This window comes from Candidatus Thorarchaeota archaeon, from assembly GCA_021498125.1.
Classification (GTDB): domain Archaea; phylum Asgardarchaeota; class Thorarchaeia; order Thorarchaeales; family Thorarchaeaceae; genus B65-G9.
Map to the genome: position 1 here is coordinate 61,032 of JAIZWL010000003.1, position 17,033 is coordinate 78,064.

Annotated in this window: 15 protein-coding genes and 2 pseudogenes; 10 read left to right on the forward strand and 7 right to left on the reverse strand. The window is 50.2% G+C overall.

The features are described 5' to 3' along the window. Window positions 1–10: 10 nt before the first annotated feature. Window positions 11–907: a CoB--CoM heterodisulfide reductase subunit B gene (gene hdrB / locus K9W43_09175; GenBank protein MCF2137392.1), complete on the reverse strand. Its 897-nt coding sequence runs from the start codon at window positions 905–907 to the stop codon at window positions 11–13. A 1-nt stretch (window position 908) separates the two neighbouring features. Beyond that, window positions 909–1,448, reverse strand: a complete 540-nt coding sequence (gene hdrC, locus K9W43_09180) for a CoB--CoM heterodisulfide reductase subunit C (GenBank protein MCF2137393.1) — start codon at window positions 1,446–1,448, stop codon at window positions 909–911. A gap of 296 nt (window positions 1,449–1,744) precedes the next feature. Between hdrC (K9W43_09180) and hdrC (K9W43_09185) the strand changes: the two genes are divergently transcribed. From hdrC (K9W43_09185) to K9W43_09205, 5 genes are all read left to right on the forward strand, one after another. Beyond that, window positions 1,745–2,314 carry a CoB--CoM heterodisulfide reductase subunit C gene (hdrC, locus tag K9W43_09185; GenBank protein ID MCF2137394.1) on the forward strand — a complete coding sequence of 190 codons (570 nt, stop codon included), beginning with the start codon at window positions 1,745–1,747 and terminating at the stop codon, window positions 2,312–2,314. Window positions 2,315–2,323: 9 nt separating this feature from the next. Next, entirely contained in the window at window positions 2,324–3,238 is a 915-nt protein-coding gene (gene hdrB, locus K9W43_09190) for a CoB--CoM heterodisulfide reductase subunit B (GenBank protein ID MCF2137395.1), read from the forward strand. A 463-nt stretch (window positions 3,239–3,701) separates the two neighbouring features. Beyond that, on the forward strand, window positions 3,702–7,154 hold the full coding sequence (locus K9W43_09195) for a hydrogenase iron-sulfur subunit (GenBank protein ID MCF2137396.1): 3,453 nt from the start codon (window positions 3,702–3,704) through the stop codon (window positions 7,152–7,154). Between the two features lie 5 nt (window positions 7,155–7,159). Then, entirely contained in the window at window positions 7,160–7,684 is a 525-nt protein-coding gene (locus tag K9W43_09200; protein MCF2137397.1) for a 4Fe-4S dicluster domain-containing protein, read from the forward strand. A 1-nt stretch (window position 7,685) separates the two neighbouring features. Continuing rightward, a complete protein-coding gene (locus tag K9W43_09205; protein ID MCF2137398.1) occupies window positions 7,686–8,561 on the forward strand; it encodes a CoB--CoM heterodisulfide reductase iron-sulfur subunit B family protein in 876 nt (291 codons plus the stop codon). Between the two features lie 18 nt (window positions 8,562–8,579). On the opposite strand, the gene K9W43_09210 is transcribed toward K9W43_09205, so the two are convergent. From K9W43_09210 to K9W43_09225, 4 genes and pseudogenes are all read right to left on the reverse strand, one after another. Further along, a complete protein-coding gene (locus K9W43_09210) occupies window positions 8,580–9,158 on the reverse strand; it encodes a DUF2096 domain-containing protein (GenBank protein ID MCF2137399.1) in 579 nt (192 codons plus the stop codon). Beyond that, window positions 9,155–9,415, reverse strand: a complete 261-nt coding sequence (locus K9W43_09215; GenBank protein ID MCF2137400.1) for a 4Fe-4S binding protein — start codon at window positions 9,413–9,415, stop codon at window positions 9,155–9,157. The genes K9W43_09210 and K9W43_09215 overlap by 4 nt, the downstream gene beginning before the upstream one ends. 39 nt (window positions 9,416–9,454) lie before the next feature. Further along, window positions 9,455–10,444: pseudogene (locus K9W43_09220) on the reverse strand (FAD-dependent oxidoreductase). A gap of 525 nt (window positions 10,445–10,969) precedes the next feature. Continuing rightward, a pseudogene (locus K9W43_09225) lies at window positions 10,970–12,259 on the reverse strand (CoB--CoM heterodisulfide reductase iron-sulfur subunit A family protein). A gap of 133 nt (window positions 12,260–12,392) precedes the next feature. Here K9W43_09225 and K9W43_09230 point away from each other — a divergent pair. Then, complete coding sequence (locus tag K9W43_09230) at window positions 12,393–13,319, forward strand: AEC family transporter (GenBank protein ID MCF2137401.1); 927 nt, start codon at window positions 12,393–12,395, stop codon at window positions 13,317–13,319. Window positions 13,320–13,390: 71 nt separating this feature from the next. Then, window positions 13,391–13,717, forward strand: a complete 327-nt coding sequence (locus tag K9W43_09235; GenBank protein ID MCF2137402.1) for a hypothetical protein — start codon at window positions 13,391–13,393, stop codon at window positions 13,715–13,717. Window positions 13,718–13,724: 7 nt separating this feature from the next. Here the strand turns inward: K9W43_09235 and K9W43_09240 are convergent, their stop codons facing one another. Further along, window positions 13,725–14,750, reverse strand: a complete 1,026-nt coding sequence (locus tag K9W43_09240) for a metal ABC transporter substrate-binding protein (GenBank protein ID MCF2137403.1) — start codon at window positions 14,748–14,750, stop codon at window positions 13,725–13,727. A gap of 130 nt (window positions 14,751–14,880) precedes the next feature. On the opposite strand from K9W43_09240, the gene K9W43_09245 reads away from it, so the two are divergent. The 3 genes from K9W43_09245 to K9W43_09255 are packed head-to-tail and all read left to right on the forward strand — an operon-like array spanning window position 14,881 to window position 16,996. Then, on the forward strand, window positions 14,881–15,270 hold the full coding sequence (locus K9W43_09245) for a CopG family ribbon-helix-helix protein (protein MCF2137404.1): 390 nt from the start codon (window positions 14,881–14,883) through the stop codon (window positions 15,268–15,270). A 3-nt stretch (window positions 15,271–15,273) separates the two neighbouring features. Next, entirely contained in the window at window positions 15,274–16,074 is an 801-nt protein-coding gene (locus tag K9W43_09250) for a metal ABC transporter ATP-binding protein (protein ID MCF2137405.1), read from the forward strand. Further along, window positions 16,067–16,996 carry a metal ABC transporter permease gene (locus K9W43_09255; protein ID MCF2137406.1) on the forward strand — a complete coding sequence of 310 codons (930 nt, stop codon included), beginning with the start codon at window positions 16,067–16,069 and terminating at the stop codon, window positions 16,994–16,996. The genes K9W43_09250 and K9W43_09255 overlap by 8 nt, the downstream gene beginning before the upstream one ends. Window positions 16,997–17,033: the final 37 nt, after the last annotated feature.

Consider the following 17,033-nt stretch of genomic DNA (forward strand, 5'->3'; position numbering starts at 1 on the left):
CTGATCGTTGTCATCCCAAGATTCTGTCTAGAATTCCCTGAGTGCTCACAACATGCTTATTCAGCCCGAGCTGTTCCGGGTCTAACCCAAGTGCAAGCCCCAATAGCTGGGTGTAGTAGAAGACTGGAATCTGATATCTGTTCTCGCCGAATTCCTTGTTCAGCTGTGGCTGGGAGATCTCAAACTGGAGATGGCAAAATGAACAGACATCTACAATGATGTCCACACCTGCATCCATCATGTTGTCGAATTTTTCCTTTGCGATGTCCACACTCACAGGAGCATTACTCCCTCTGACCCCGCCACCAGCACCACAGCACATGTATTTGTCCTTGTATTTGACGCTCGTTGCACCAGTGGCCTCTACAAGATCATCAAGAAATGTATGCCGTTCTGTCTGGTGCCATGGTCGGTTCTTGCTTGGTTTCAGGAGATGACAGCCATAGTGCACGGCCACCTTTAGACCTGTGAGTGGACGCTTCACCATTTTCTTTATTGCCTCTGGCCCAAAAGAATAGATTACCTCGATGAGGTGTTTTGCATCGGCCTCCCCTGAGAACTTGAGACCCATGCCCTTGAATATCTGTTGGACCTCTTTGAGCTTTTCAGGGTCGTCATGAACGGCAGCAAGGGTCTCTTTGAACGTGCCATAGCAGCCATTGCATCCCGTGATGATGTCATTTCCTGCCTTTTCGGCCAGTGCAAGATTTCTAGAAGCAATGGCCAACCATGTTGACTCGTTGAACGACCTGATCACTCCTGGGGCCGGACAGCAACTTGCCCCCGGTAGATCCTCAAGTTCCACACCAAGCAGAGGCATCACTTCGCGGATGCTCTTCTCCACATTCGGGAACCTGTTTGGCATCACGCAGCCCAAGAAGAACGAATACTTTTGTGCCTCTGTCATTTTACTCGTGCTCCTCTGTCTTTCTGACAAGCTCGATGAAGTGTGTTCTCCGAAATATCTCCTGAACCTGTTTGAGTGCCTCTTCGCTTGCATGTGTGGTTGGTGGGATCTCACTGAGCCCGAGTTCCCTTCGCATCTCTCGATTTGCATCATCTAGCGGGACCGCATGCCCTGTCCTGATGAGTTTCTCCGACGCCTTCCTATGTTGTGGAAGCATATACCCCTCGGCAACAGCCATGTTACGCATGATGATGATCGCCTCCGTGACCCTAATCTGTCGGGGGCAACGTTCAAGGCAGGTCAGACATGTTGCGCAGAGCCAGAGATCGGGAGAACTCAAGACTTCTTCTTTCAGGCCCAAGAGCGCCTTCCGAATGAGTTCTCTTGTTCTAAAGGCCGTGCGTCTACCACTTGGACAGACACTTGAACATGTTCCGCATTGAATACAAGTTCTGATTCTATCAGCCCCTGCTTTGACAATGGCATCCACGAAGGTGGGATCGATATCTTCGTCATCGATGATTTCACGGGAGATTGCCATCAAGAGACCTCGGTATTGCTTCTATTGCACAATCGAATCGCACCGCATGATATAAGCCTTAAGCCCGAATGTGCCTCTCGATTGCTCTTCCGACCAATTATTGGCAATATTGCAAAAGTGACATGTTTCCAAGGTTGGCGTTCGAATCCTGTATAATAATGCCTCTCTTTAGTCACTATATGGTCATGATAAGCCTGATACATGAGCTAAGGCGAATCCGCCGTTTTCTTTGCCCCCTTTGGCAATTAATTTAAGGCTGGTTGTCGCGCTTAAGCATGCATTGGTGGATCATCTTGATGAGCACGGACATGGAACCAATCGTCATTGACGAACCTGACACTGCATTTGTAGAGATGATAAAAGAAACAGGTGGCCCGAACATTCAGAACTGCTACCAGTGTGGCACCTGTAGTGGAAGTTGTCCCGCAGGAGCACGGACTAATTATCTCGTCCGATCGATCATTCGAAAAGCGCTCCTTGGACTAAAGGAGGCAGTGATCTCTGCACCTGAGTTATGGTATTGTACTACCTGCTATACCTGCCAAGACAGGTGTCCTCAGGATGTCCGACCGACCGATGTCATCAAGGCGATCCGAAATATTGCAGTTGCCCATGGTCATATGTTAATGAATCACAGAAAGACAGCGGCCAAGGTGGTCGAGACCGGTCATGCTGTTCCTCTTGACAAAGAGTCGTGGCAGAAGCTTCGAGAATCTGTTGGTCTGAAACCTGTTCCACCTAATGCAAGCGGTAATCCATGGGCAATAGAGGAGATTCAAAAGATCACTAAGAGGAGTGGTTTCGACACCCTCATCGGTTATGAGGAGATCATGAAGGCCCAGGCTGAAAAGGCAAAGAAGGAGTAGTGGTAATCCATGGCGCGACCAAAGTTTTTCCATTTTCTTGGATGCATCATCCCCCATCGTTATCCTAGTATTGAGAAGGCTGTAAACATTGTGTTTGAGGATCTTGGCATGGAGCTGTTAGATATGGTGGGTGCAACTTGTTGTCCTGCTCCTGGTGTCTTTGGGTCCTTTGATCGTGTCACATGGGCAACTATTGCGGCGCGTAATCTGACCATTGCTGAGCAGGGTGGTGCTCCTATCACTACTGGGTGTAATGGTTGTTTTGCCAGTCTATGGGATTCGGCTCACGAACTACGAGAAGATGAAGAGCTCCGTCAGAAGGTCAATGAGAATCTTGCAGAGATCGGACGTGAGTTCAAAGGCACGGTGGAAGTCACTCATTATGTTGATGCACTTGTCTCTGTAGCAGGGATGGACAAGATTCGTAAGAAGGTGGTTCGCCCCCTCACTGGTGTGCGAATGGCACTGCATCCTGGGTGCCACTGGATGCGTCCACAGGCCTTCAAGCAAAAAGATAACTCCGAACGACCTCGTATCTTTAGGGAATTGTGTGAGGCATCAGGGGCCGAATACGTCCCCTATAAGGATGAACTCATGTGCTGCGGTGCTGGTGGTGCAGTACGAACTGCTGACATCAAGGTTTCTCTTGATTTCACACGACAGAAGTTCGATAGTATTCTGGCGGCAGGTGGGGCCGATATCATTGTCACACCCTGTCCGTTCTGTGAACTACAGCTTGATCTTGGGCAGGTAGAGATCAAGAAGCATTTTGATATCGAGTATCAGTTTGATGTTCTTCACGTTGTGGAACTTCTTGCTCTGGCCTTTGGCCACGACCCTGAAGAGTTCGGCCTCAAGACGCATCTTCAATATCTCCAACGGAAGAGCGTGCCTGCTCTTGAACAACTGGGCCTAAATGTCTAAGTTCTCAGCCGCACAAATCATCTCTTAACAATGGGGAAGTCGATGTATCGTATCGTAAAGCATTATCATTCTTCCACAACTTGCACCTCTGACCACCGAATCTGTTTAATACTATGGACATGGTAACATGAGGTGCTGGGACGCAGATGAAGGCAACGAGAAGTTATACCCGTGTATATCTCTCTCGGATCAGATCGCCTCCTAAGGAGTCCTCGGATTCTCAAGACCTCTCAGAGGTAGAGGTTCCGGTTGACAAGAAGGATTGATCTGTCCTTGGGAAGTGTTGCCCTGACAACAGGAACATAGGAGTTTCAGTCACTGAGACTGGACTCCTGTTCCTTATCTTTTTTTGAGCATTCACTCATTTCATAATGGCGGGTGTGCTTAAAACGCGCACTACAACCAACTTTTTATCCGGCATGTTTGGACAACAGCGCCTACCACTGTCGGAGAGAACGCGGTTATGGCTGAAACTGCTACAAAACCAGTTGTCATCGTGGGCGCAGGAATCACCGGTATCAAGGCCGCGCTTGACCTTGCCGAGATGGGCGTGAAGGTCTACTTGGTTGAAAAAGACTCCTCTATTGGAGGGCATATGTCGCAACTTGACAAGACCTTTCCCACCCTTGATTGTTCAATGTGTATCATGGGTCCTTGGATGGTAGATTGTTCTCGCCATCCGAATATTGAGATTCTGACCTATGCTGAGGTCACAGATGTGACAGGGCAGCAAGGTGACTTCAGGGTCGAAGTTCTCAAGCACACTCGTCGGGTGGATCCGGAAAAATGCACTGGCTGTGGTGACTGCCAGCGTATCTGCCCGATCGAAGTGCCAAATGAATACGATCTTGGTCTGAAGATGCGGAAGGCTGTGTACATACCCTTCCCACAGGCTGTGCCTAATGTTGCGACCATTGACAAAGAGAATTGCATCGAGTGCATGATGTGTGTGAAGACCTGCAAGGCAAAGGCTATTGATTTTGACATCAAAGATGAGACCGTTGAGATCAATGCAGGCTCTGTCATTCTTGCCACCGGATATAGACTTCTAGACCCTGCCTCCGTTCCCGAATATGGCTATGGCCGCTTTCCAAATGTGGTGACCGCGCTTGAGTACGAGCGAATGGTCTCGGCCAGTGGTCCAACTGGCGGTATTGTCATGCGCCCCTCTGATGGCCGTGAGCCACACAGGATCGTCTTCATTCAATGTGTTGGTTCAAGGGATGTAAATCACTGTGCATATTGCTCCCGGATCTGCTGCACCTATGCTACGAAAGAGGCCATCATCACAAAGGAGCATACACCAGAGGTCCATATTGATATTCTCTACAACGATCTCCGCGCCTTTGGTAAGGGGTTCGAGGAGTTCCTTGTGCGTGGTGAGCAAGAGTATGGTATCCAATATATCAAGGGCCTCCCCAGTGAGATTCAGGAAGACCCCGCCACGCATGATCTGATCGTCCGACATAGCGATGCCAAAGGTCACAAGGTATTGCAAGATCGCTACGACCTAGTAGTTCTGTGTCCTGCGATGGTCCCTAACGAGAATTCGGACCTCTTTGAGAAGATTGGCATCAGGACTGATCAGTATGGTTTTGTGGGTGGTGCTGGTGGCACTATCGAGTCTGTCCGCACAGAGGTCCCCGGGATCTATATGGCAGGTGCTATGAATGCGCCCAAGGACATCCCTGACTCGGTCGCTCATGCCAGCGCGGCAGCTGCACTTGCAGTCCTCGACATCACGCTTCCGGAAAAAACCGTGACCGAACAGATCACAGAGGACGACCTCACCTCTATGGCCGCAGAACCTCGGATCGGTGTCATCATCTGTTCATGTGGTATCAACATTGCGGGCGTAGTGGATGTTGCTGAGGTCACCAAATATGCTTCAACTCTGCCAAATGTTGTCTATGCAGAGAATCTGTTGTATTCATGTTCCTCCGACGCCCAAGAGGTCATTAAAGAGGCCATCAAGGAGCATCAACTGACCCGACTCATTGTCGCTTCCTGTACTCCACGGACCCATGAGCCGCTCTTCCGTGCCACCATTGAGGAGGCGGGTCTTAACAAATATCTCTTCGAGATGGCCAACATCCGCGAGCATTGTTCTTGGGTCCATCAGACAGCCAAAGATGAAGCCACCGAGAAGGCAAAGGATCTCGTCAGGATGGCGGTTGCTCGGGCCCAGCTTCTTGAGCCACAAGAGGAGGCCGTCACCCCGGTCGAGCCGGCCGCTCTGGTCATTGGTGCAGGTGTGACGGGTATGTCGGCAGCAGAACTCATTGCTCAGAAGGGGTTCAAGGTCTACCTTGTGGAGAAGGAGAATCGGGTCGGAGGTCTGTTGAATCGTCTTGCCACTGTGAACTTTGACTTCACACCGACGAGTGAGATCATCGCAGACTTCGAATCACGCATTACAGGAGACCCGAACATAGAACTGCTTCTTGGTACCACGGTGATTGACGCAAAGGGTTCGATTGGCGACTTTGAGGTCACTCTTGCAACGGGTGGCAAGACTCGCGACGTGAAGGTCGGTGTTGTGATCGTTGCCACTGGTGCCGTTCCCTTGGAACAGACAGGGCTCTATGGTCTGCAGGAATTCCCCGAAGTGATGACCGAGCTGGAATTCAGCCAACGTGTGGCCTCTGATAGCGGGTTCAAGGACGGCGAGACCTTTGCTGTGATACACTGTGCGGGATCCCGCGAGGACGAGAGTCTTGAGGGCGCCAGGACATGGTGTTCCAGTATTTGTTGTATGGTGGCCATTGAGCATACCCTTGAGCTACTTGAGAAGTACCCTAACTCTCGGGTCTTTCACTTCTATCGAGACTTGAGGGTCTCGTATGATGCAGAGGACAAATACCGTGAGGCACGCAAGAAGGGAGTGGTCTTTGTCCGGTTTGACAAGGACTCGCCACCGGAGGTAAAGAAGGGCAAGTCTAAGTCGTTGCGTATTGAAGTGATGGACCAAGTCCTTGGGTCTCAGCTAGGACTTGATGTTGATCATGTTGTACTTGCCACTGCATTGATTCCTCCAACACAGAACAAGGTGATCTCAGAGGCTTTCAAAGTCCCACTAAACACGTCTGGTTTCTTCATGGAGGCCCATCCCAAGCTTCGCCCAGTCGATTGTCAGACCGATGGGATTTATGTTGCAGGAACGGCTACAGCTCCAAAGAAGATCGCTGAGAGTATCGTTCAAGGGCGCGGTGCGGCTGCACGGGCTCTGGTGCCTCTCATTAATGGGATTCGGAAGGCAGAGGCAATAGTTTCTGTTGTGGATCCGGAGCTATGTGTCGGTTGCGGGACCTGTGAGGTCAACTGTGCATATAATGCCATTGAGGTAGTACCCGGTGATGGCGGTCACGACTATGCTGTGTCGAATCCTGTCCTCTGTCAGGGATGTGGCAAATGTGCTGCGGGCTGTCCCTCAGGTGCTATCACCATGAAGCATTTTACAGATGACCAGATTCTGGCGCAGATCCATGCGGCACTGGAAGATCTACCTCCTACAGAGCCACGGATTGTTACCCTTGTCTGTAACTGGTGTAGCTATGCTGGGGCCGACAATGCTGGTGTGGCTCGTTTGCAGCAGCCCACGACTGTCCGTGATATCCGTGTCATGTGTACAGGCCGGCTTGGCGTGACTCATATGTTAGAGGCCTTTCGGTTAGGTGCTGATATGGTCTGGATATCCGGTTGTCATGTAGGTGACTGTCACTACGTAGATGGGAATATCAGTTTTGAGCGAAGGTTCAACATCGCCCGAAAGATCATTGAAAAGGCAGGACTCGAACCGGAGCGTCTTCAGTTCACCCATATCAGTGCGAGTGAGGGCGCAATCTGGGCGGAGACCGTCAAACAGATGAGTGAACTTGTGGAACGCCTTGGGCCAAGCCCATTGCGAGTGAGGTGATCATTGTGGAAGAGACATGGGGTCAATTCAAGACTTTCGAAGGTACTAGATTCGAGGCTCTGGATGCGGAATTCACACAAGAGGTCTCAACGCTGATTGGTGGACAGGACCTCACTGCATGTTTCCAGTGCGCCAAATGCAGCGCGGGGTGTCCCGTCAGTGACAAGGTCAATATTCAGGTCCATGAACTCATGCGTATGCTCCTATTTGGCCTCAAGGAGGTTCTTCAGACCGATATGGTCTGGCTCTGTACGACATGCTACACCTGTCAGGAACGCTGTCCTCAGGGAATTCATATCACCGATATTATCTTTGGACTGAAGAATATGGCCTTTAAACGGGGGATTGCTCCAAAGGGCTACATTGTTGCAAGGCAGGGATTGTTTGATACAGGGCGCCTCTACGAGCCTACAGACTGGGAACGTGAGGATCTTGAGTTGGAAGACATTCCCGAATTCAATATCGCTGACATTCAGAAGATGTTTGAGAAGACCGGACTCATGCGTTTGGAAGAGAAGGAGGATGCCTAATATGACGGAAGAGTACGAGATCTTTCTGGGTTGTTCTATTCCCAATCGATTCAACAATTATGAGAGTTCGATGCGTACTGTTGCAGAGGCTCTTGACATTAAACTGTTAGACTTTGATGGTGCATCTTGTTGTGGGACTGTCGTCCTAAAGTCGATCGATGAGACCAGCTGGCTCTCGCTCTCTGGCCGCAATATTGCTCTTGCAGAGAGCCGTGGTCATGACATTGTGACACCCTGCAATGGTTGTTATGGTTCGCTCAGGGATACAGACCACGTTCTTCATGAGCACGAGGAGCAACGTAAGGCTGTAAATGAGATCTTGCAAGAACTGAACCTCGAATATAAAGGCGAGGCGCGGATCCGTCACTTTGTAGAGGTTCTATATGACCTTCGTGACAAGATATGTGAAAAGATTGTTCGCCCGTTGACAGGTCTACGAATTGCCTTTCATCCCGGGTGTCATCTGCTACGGCCCTCCACGGTCACCGGATTTGATGATCCCGAGCTTCCTCGTAAGGTGGACGAGCTTCTTGAGCTGACGGGCGCAGTGAGTGTACCTTGGTCTCTGAAGCTACGATGCTGCGGCTCCCCGCTTCTCATTGCGAGTGAGGAGGTTGCAACACGGATCTTGCAGGAAAAGATGGAGTCAGCACGCGAGGCGAATGCTAATTGTGTAGTGACGAATTGTCCAGCCTGTCATACTCAATTTGATGTACAGGTCTTAGGTATGAAAGACTCGGAGGGTGAGTCTCTTGAGCTTCCCGCGCTCTTTGTCACTCAAGTTCTTGGTCTTGCAATGGGTCTTGACCCGGAGAGGCTCGGTCTTGAGATGAACCGTGTGTCACTTGAGCCCATAAGTGCTATTCTTGGAATTTGATGAGGCCAGCGAGCTCGTTCACTCGATCTTGCTCTTCCCGTAGAAGATCTCTCCTATGACCTCTCTTGCCTCGTCAACATATTTCCTCTTCCCTGACACAAGCAAATGGTTGTCACCATCAAGTGAGATGATCACCCTACACTCCTCTGCGATCTCTGACACGATTTCTATTGGGATGTCCTCCGGCAATCGTATTCGAAAGAAGCCGATGCCCTGTTCACGTGGCAGTTCTGTTATGGGGGTTTCTCTCTCAGATTCATGAAGCCGAATCTCACCACGGAGTGCGGCCTCAAACTTTTCTTCCCACTCTCTTCTGTATGCTACGCCCTGCCTCTCTTCAGCCCAGACCATGATGGTCTGACGGAGGCTAAAGATTTTCTCTTCCATCTCCCCACGTAATCGCGCGTCAGGGTCATCCGTGAGCTGAACCTCTTCTCTATACGCGCGAAGGTACTCGATGATCATCTTGCTATTTCTAAAGTCTCGATACGTCAGGTCAGGGATAAAGACACCCATCTTGGTCAGTTCACCAAGTAGGTCATTGAGTACCGTCCAACATGCAGCAAGTGACTCTAGAGCGACCAATGCACGACTCACTCCCTGAGCATCTCAGCGATCTGTTCCAAGAAGCTCTTCTCACGCCACCAACGCAAATCACGGGCTCCTGTTGGGCAAATGGCTGCACAAGCGCCACAACCTTGGCACCGCATCTCATCCGTGTAGCTCTTCTTCACGCCCGGTGCTACCTCTTTCATACCCACCGCATCATACGGACAAATGTCCGAGTAGTGGCACAGGTCACAGCCGACACAGAGATCCTCATTGACCTCGGCAGTGAGAAGCTCGATATCCACAGTTCCAAGGTTTAATGGGACGACCGCCTGACTTGCAGCACCACGTGCCTGATTTATTGAGTCTGAGATGTTCTTGGCATATGTCACTCCCAGAAAGACTCCCGGCACAGTGGTCTCTACAGGTCGGAACTTCATGTGCATCTCCAGAAGGAATCCGTCCTGTCCTCTGGTGATCCCCAGCGCCTTGATGAGGTCGGACACATCATGTGGTGCCTCAAGACCCAGTGCAAGAACGACCATGTCTGAACGGATTTGGAAGGTCTCTTGTGAGAGCGTATCATAGACAGTCACTATTGCCTCGTCCCCGTCCGATGCCTTCTCCACAGTGACCGGCCGATCACGAACCCAGCGTAGATATGTGACGCCGTTCTGACGGTTCTCGCGCCACATCTCCTCCATCTCATTACCAAAGGGTCGAATATGCTCCTTGTATGCTGAGAAGACACGAATATCTGGAAACATCTCTTTGAGTTCTTTCTGGAGTGTGATGACTGCTGAACAACACACCCGTGAGCAGTACCGATTCCCCTCTCCCGGATTCTGCCTTGATCCCACACAGTGGATGAAGACGGGATTCTTTGGTGGTACCTTCAGCTCACCATTACGAAGCATTCGCTCTAGCTGAAGCGTCGAGATGACCGCAGGCACCTCTCCATAACCATATTCTCCTCTCTTCGGTTCATACGTGTCAGTGCCAACGGTAATGACTACTGTTCCGACCCGAAACGTCTCCCGTTCTCCAGTGTTCACGTTCTCGACAGTGATGTCATAATTTCCATAAGACCCGTCCCGTAGAACAGGTTTGGAATCGAGAACGACTTTGATCTTCTTTGCCTTATTGATGCGGGTCACAAGTGACTCTACAAGTTCACTGGCTGGTGTAAGTTTTGGAAATACTCGATGAAGCTCGTTGAGTCTTCCACCGAGTCTGTCGGCCTTTTCAACTAAGACCACTTCAAAGCCCTTTGCTGCAATATCAAGAGCAGCAGTCATTCCCGATACGCCGCCACCAATGACCATGACGCGACGAGTGACCTCCACTTTTTTGATCGGGACCTCTTCGTTATTGATTGCTTTTGCCACACCGCTTCGAATCATGTCCTGAGCCTTTTCCTGTCTCACCTCTGGTGGGGCATTCGCATTTACAAGTGCAAGTTGTTCTCTGAGACCTACCGGACCGACCAAGTAGTATCCTGAAAGTCCCGCAGCCTCAAGTGCTCCCCGAAATGTTGCTTGATGCTGAAGTGGTGAGCATGATCCGACAACGATTCGATTGAGCTTGTGTTCTTTAATTGCCTCTGTGATCATGGCTTGTCCGGGATCACTGCACATAAACAGATAATCTGTACTATAGACGACATGGGGGAGATTTTGCGCCCACTTTGCAAGACCGGGCGAGTCAATGACATTGCCAATGATCCCTCCGCAGTGGCAGATGAAGACTCCCACCCGAGGTTCGCCAGTCCCATCGATTGGTTCGATGTCTGGTGGCGGGGCGGGTCTTGGCAGCGGCAAGTGCGAACTTGCGGCCATTGCTGCGCCCTTCCCCTCGTTCACAGTGTCGGTTCCATCTCGTGGACCGTGGATACACCCTGCCATGTACACTCCCGCGCGAGTGGTTTCCAAGGCTGCCGAGTTGGGGTCACGTTCTTTGACCCAGCCGTTCTCATCGATCTCGACCTTGAGAATCTTGGCAAGTTCTTTCTGGCCCTCATTCGGTCTGAAACTCGAATTGAGTACAACCATGGAGATATCTTTAATCTCCATGATCTCTCCGGATTCTGTGTTCTCCATCTTTACAGAGAGATCGTGAGTGTCAGGGTTCTCTGATATCTCTGCGACGCGCCCACGAATGAACTTGATTCCCTGATTATGTTCGGAGTCCCAGAGGAACTCTTCCAAGGCTTTTCCTGCTGTGCGTAGATCCATGTAGGTGTAGAGTATCTCGCAATGTTCCTCGGGATAATGCATCCTTGTGACCTGAGCAAGCTTGAGTCCAAAAGCACAACAGACCCTATTGCAATGGGTACTATATCCCTCAATATGCTCTCTCACGTCCCGACTACCGACGCAATTGATGAACAGGATTCGGCTTGGTTCTCTTCCGTCTGAGGGTCGGATCATGTGAGCATCGGTCGGGCCTGTTGGGTGGGTCATGCGGTCATATTCAAGACTTGTGACCACGTTTGGAAAGATCCCATACCCATATTCTCCATAATCAACGGGTTTGTACTCTTGAAAGCCACTCGCAAGAATGATTGAACCAACATTCAAGTCGATCAGTTTGTCCGTGTCGTCATACATGATGCAATCCTGTGGGCAGACCCCTGCACATGTTCCACAGCCAATGCATGCATCTCTGTCAATAGTGGCGATCAATGGGATCTGTTGGGGGAAGTTCATGTAGATCGCTTTTCGGAGCGAGAGACCGAAATTGTATTCATCCGGCACCTCTACAGGGCATGAGCGAATACACATCTGGCAGCCAGTACATTTGTCCTCATTGACATAGCGCGCCTTCTTTCGGATCGTCACGGTAAAGTTTCCCTTTGACCCCCTGACCTTCTCGACAGTTGATAGTGCGTGAATCGTGATGTTTGGATGCTTGCCGACGAATGAGGTGAGTGGAGTCATGACACAGGCGGAACATTCCAGAGCCGGGAATATTTTGTAGATGGCAACGTAGTTCCCTCCGATATTGACAGTCTTCTCGATCATATGGACATGGTATCCGCCATTGGCCAGATCGAGGGCGGCACTTATACCTGCCATACCACCACCGATGACAAGAACGTCAGTCGGTTTGGCCTTCGTCACGGTTTGCTCGGCTGACTGGGTGACCATTGGATTCAAGCTCCGAATGAGTACGACAAGGAAGAGAAAAGAATAGACGATATAACAGTTGTGAATGGGCGCACAACCGGCCTCATCCAGTATATTCTTTATTGGTTCTGGTCCTGCGCGCCTGTGAATCACCGTGCAGACTTTTGTAGACCTTACCGTTCGACTTGGCCTATTCTATGTCTTCATTGTGTTTGGTGTATTGATTGCTCGTTTCTATCATCGGTCTGATGATCTGAATCGATTTATCACCAACGTTCTCATCTATCTGCTGCTCCCCCCGCTCTTCATCAAGACCTTTCTCGGAGCCACTCTGGACGTTCTCACCGAGATGCCGACCATTATTGTGATGACCTTGGTCATGCATGTTCTTGGACTCTCGTTGCTTCTGCTCTTTTACAGAGGTCGTGTGCAAGATACACGCAAGAAAGGTGCTCACCTCCTCTGTGTCACCTTCAATAATGGTATTTTTCTACCAATTCCTCTTGCTCTGATCTTCATCGGCGAGACGAGCATCCCGATTATTGCTATCTTCTCCATCACCCAGATGCTCCTCTTTGCTACACTGGCCACACTAATCGGTGTTCGTTATAGCGATACTGCACCAGACTGGCCTGCGACAATTAAGCGAACATTGACCTTCCCCCCACTATTGGCAGCCATCATGGGAATGATCCTCATGCTGCTGGGCGTTCAGATGCCAAGCTCACTGGAACCAATTCTGGCGGTCAATAGCATGGTCACAACATATAGTGCGTTGTTCGTAGTAGGACTCGGGCTCGGTTCGAATCTCACCTTGACCGATATTAAGAGTGCAATTCCTCCAATAACAATCAGGCAGGCCATAGTCCCTCTTATTATAGCGCTTCTTCTCCTACTGATCGCACCACCACTAGTGACCGGACAAGTGCTTCTTCTTGAAGCGATGATGCCTCCGGCGGTCATTACGGTCGTCTTTGCAACAGCATTAAAACTGGACTCAGAAGCGGCAGCCACCGTTGTCACAATCGGGACTATTCTTCTTCTCCCTGTCATACCTCTCTTCTGGTTCTTTCTCGCATGAGCAAGTGTGCTGTGTCTTGATGTGAAATCATATAACTACGGTTGACCGTTAATTTGGTGTTGGTGCCTATCTTGACCGATGAGGATAATCCCGAAACCACTCATAATCCCGAGGAGATCAGACGTTCTCTCGATGCTATTGTTGCCAAGCTCGAACCCACACCCGAGTCGAGTGGTGGCTGGGGGGCGGTCATGGCAGAGCACCGTGAAGAGTGGGAGCGTCTCAAGGCGCAGATCCATGAGCGACAGACGGACCTGAAAGCGTTAGTCAAGGAAAAAAAGGCGGGTACTATCTCGTCGGAAGAGTTTGAGAAACGGTACCGTTCGATTCAGGACGAGCTTACTGCCCTAGAGTTCCAGGTGTACAATCTACGACTGGGCACCGATGTCTCATTATGAGAGTGGTTTACTCTTCTCTTGCACGTTGTACGAGAATGACGCCTTCCACAATCGAAACGACTGCGAGCATTCCTGCAATGACCAGCAACACAATGACGGTTGTGCCGCTATTTGATCCATCCTTGCTAGATGTCAGTCCTTCTACTAAGATACCAAGATCGTACGACATGAGAGTCGAATAATCTGCAGTCCCTGTGAACACCGCCCTCCACCAGACGATAGTGGCGCCTGTGTCTTGAGCAAGCTGTTCTGCAAACTGTCCTCCGGCCTGCAAGTCTCCGACATCGGATCCAAGAATGATGTTGATTGATCCATTCTGAAGTGCTTGTTGCACCTCGACCAGTCGAGAGCCTGAGAGAAAGATATTCCCTCCCTCTTGTAGGACTGCCTCTACTGTGATGCCAAACGCCTCTGCAATATATGCCTCTGCGGGGAAGACGACAACCGCATGAAGGCTTGCAAGATTATGTTCAGTGTCCGCCTCGGCAATAAAGTCCTGAAGATTTTTCACACTCTTGACGAACGAATTGAAGTTTGACAGCCATTGGTCAGAATGAGTGGGTTTCATGTCGGTCAGAGTTGCTCTTGTGGCGTTTGCTATTGCAATCGCATTCTTTGGAAGAAGCCAGTATCCATGCGGATTCTTAAAGTCAGTATCGCTCTTTCCCGGAAATTGAGAGAGGGCGGCTCCATAGTCTTCATAGTCCTCCAGGGTGATATACGGGGTGTCTACTTGGGCGGCGATGTCCTGTTCCCATGAGAAGTGTCCCGTGAACACAAGCAGATCTGCATCTTTGGCCGCCTGAATGATTTGTGGTGTGGGTGAAAACGCATGAGGTTCTACTCCCTCTGGAAGGAGCACGGTGGTTTCAACAAGATCGCCTCCCACTTCATCTACTAGGCTTCCAAAGGGAGTGATCGATGTTGCGATCTTGATGACCGGTCCGGTCTGTGCTGAAACGAGCGGAACAAGTGCTAGGATATTCAATGATAGAAGTATGAATATTGGAATGACTGACTTCCGACTATGCACGGTTGTGCCTCCTTCAACGTAATCATTATTAACAAATTAGCAGTAGTTAATAACGTTATTAACATCGCCACGGAAATTATTAAGAATTTCGAAGTGGCACTTTAGAATGTGCGCCTGATGAGGTGATGGTGTGACAATAGTTGCAGTATCAATGCATGACTCGGATCTCGAACAGTTAGAACGGTTGCAGAAAATTGGTGGTTTTCCGAGCAGGTCCGAAGTTGTCCGTGCGGCAATTCAATCACTGCTCTCTGAGTATCATGTCATTGAGACCCTTGAGGGTGATGTCACACTAATAGCCACTATTCTGTATTCCGAACGTAAGTCTGAGGGTTGCAGCAGAGCACAGCACAAGCATGGTCATCTCTTATCGGCTCTCATGCATGCCCATTCAACGACGGGTGACTGCATGGACATCATGGTTGTGAAGGGAAGTTCTGATGAGATTCGCACGTTCTTACGTGAATTGCGTAATGAGCGATGTGTGACAAGGGTGCTCGTTAATGTTGTGGAGGCATAGACCTTGGAACAGACATTACTTGAGGCACGAAACCTATCTGTGCGCTATCCTCAAGGAGAGGTTGCGCTCTACAATGTGACGTTCTCTATCAAAGCGCCTACATTTATGGCCATCATTGGCCCCAATGGGTCTGGTAAGAGCACGCTCCTAAAGACGGCTCTCGGGCTCTTGCGGCCAACACTTGGTAGTATCAGTCTTCTGGGATATGACTCAGTACGTGATGTGGCGGCGATCCGTAAGCTGGTACGGTATGTACCTCAACGTGACCGGATCGAGCTCACAGTTCCAATCAAGGTCAAAGACATTGCTCTGATGGGCCGACTCCTCAAGAAGCGTCCTCCACGGATGGCATCACGTAAAGACAAGAAGCTTGCACGTGAGGCACTTGAGCGTGTTGCAATGGATGAGTTCTGGGACCATCCATTTAACGAGTTGTCCGGAGGGCAACGCCAACGAGTCCTTGTGGCGAGAGCCTTAGCCAGTGAGGGTCCGGTTCTCATGTTGGATGAGCCATTCTCAGGTACGGATATCGAGAGCCAGCAGCTGATAGTGGATGCTCTACATGACTACCACGCTCACAATGAGGTGAGCATCATTATGGTCACACATGACCTGAATCCTATCCACACGCTTGTTCATGATGTTCTCCTATTGAAGAAGACCGTTGTAGGTCTTGGAGAACCTTGCCAGATGATGGAGCCTGACCTGTTAGAGAAGCTCTACGGTCCTGGTGCAAAGATCGTCGAATATGGCGGCCACAAATACTGCATGACCAAAGATACAGGAGTCGATCGGCATGATTGAGGAGATTCTTCAGTTTCTAACATCCGGGATAGTGCTACGTGCCCTGATTGGTGTTGTTCTGATTGCACTTGTTGCCTCTACAAGTGGAACCTTTCTCGTCTTCAGAGGGCTGTCCTTTATGACTTCCGGTGTTGCCCATGCGGCCCTTGGAGGTGCTGCACTCGGCCTGTTTCTTCAATACTCGGGAATTGCGCCCTGGTTTGACCCCATTCTTGGAGCGCTATTGTTTAGCGTCTTTGTGGCAGTAGTGACAGGGTATGCTGGTGAGACCGGGCTATCTCAGAAGATGGAAGTGGCAATTGGTGTATCCTTTGCTCTCTCCATGAGTATCGCGGTCTTCTTGATGTACTATATTCCTCCCACTCAAGTCCCCCAGATCTGGGGGTATCTCATTGGTGATATCCTCCTTCTTGATAATCTTGATATAATCCTCTTGGCCGGGACCGCAGTGTTCCTTATTCTCATCACGCTTCTATTTCACAAGGAGTTTGTCTATGTCAGTGTGGACATGGAGGGATCACTTGCTCACGGTCTCAACGCGCGTGCATATCACTACCTCATGCTCATTTCTTCAGCTCTCGCTATCGCATTTGCGACGAAGGCTGTTGGCGCGATTCTTGTCTATGCTATTCTCGTAGCCCCCGCAGCAGCATCAAATGAAGTGGCGCACTCTGTAAAAGGGGTCATGCTCTCGGTCTTTGGTATTGCGCTCCTGTCAGAATTGGCTGGGCTTGGCGCCTCCTTCTCGTTCCATGCATCTCCCAGTGCAATTGCAGGGATTATAGCTGCGCTGTCCTATGTTGTTGCAATCCAGATCAAAAAGATGCGTGAGCGTGTAGACGATGGGGATCTTGAGGAACTTCTCAAGGCCGAGCTTGCAGGGACCATGGACGACTCGTTGAGCATTGACGGTCACGAATGATGATGATGAGTCGAATGTTGAACCGTCGGTATCTTTA

Bases quoted from the DNA above. Each gene is read 5' to 3' on its own strand.
- K9W43_09255 (MCF2137406.1), top strand. From the start codon at position 16,067: ATGATTGAGGAGATTCTTCAGTTTCTAACATCCGGGATAGTGCTACGT.
- hdrC (MCF2137394.1), top strand. From the start codon at position 1,745: ATGAGCACGGACATGGAACCAATCGTCATTGACGAACCTGACACTGCA.
- hdrB (MCF2137395.1), top strand. From the start codon at position 2,324: ATGGCGCGACCAAAGTTTTTCCATTTTCTTGGATGCATCATCCCCCAT.
- hdrB (MCF2137392.1), bottom strand. From the start codon at position 907: ATGACAGAGGCACAAAAGTATTCGTTCTTCTTGGGCTGCGTGATGCCA.
- K9W43_09195 (MCF2137396.1), top strand. From the start codon at position 3,702: ATGGCTGAAACTGCTACAAAACCAGTTGTCATCGTGGGCGCAGGAATC.
- hdrC (MCF2137393.1), bottom strand. From the start codon at position 1,448: ATGGCAATCTCCCGTGAAATCATCGATGACGAAGATATCGATCCCACC.
- K9W43_09205 (MCF2137398.1), top strand. From the start codon at position 7,686: ATGACGGAAGAGTACGAGATCTTTCTGGGTTGTTCTATTCCCAATCGA.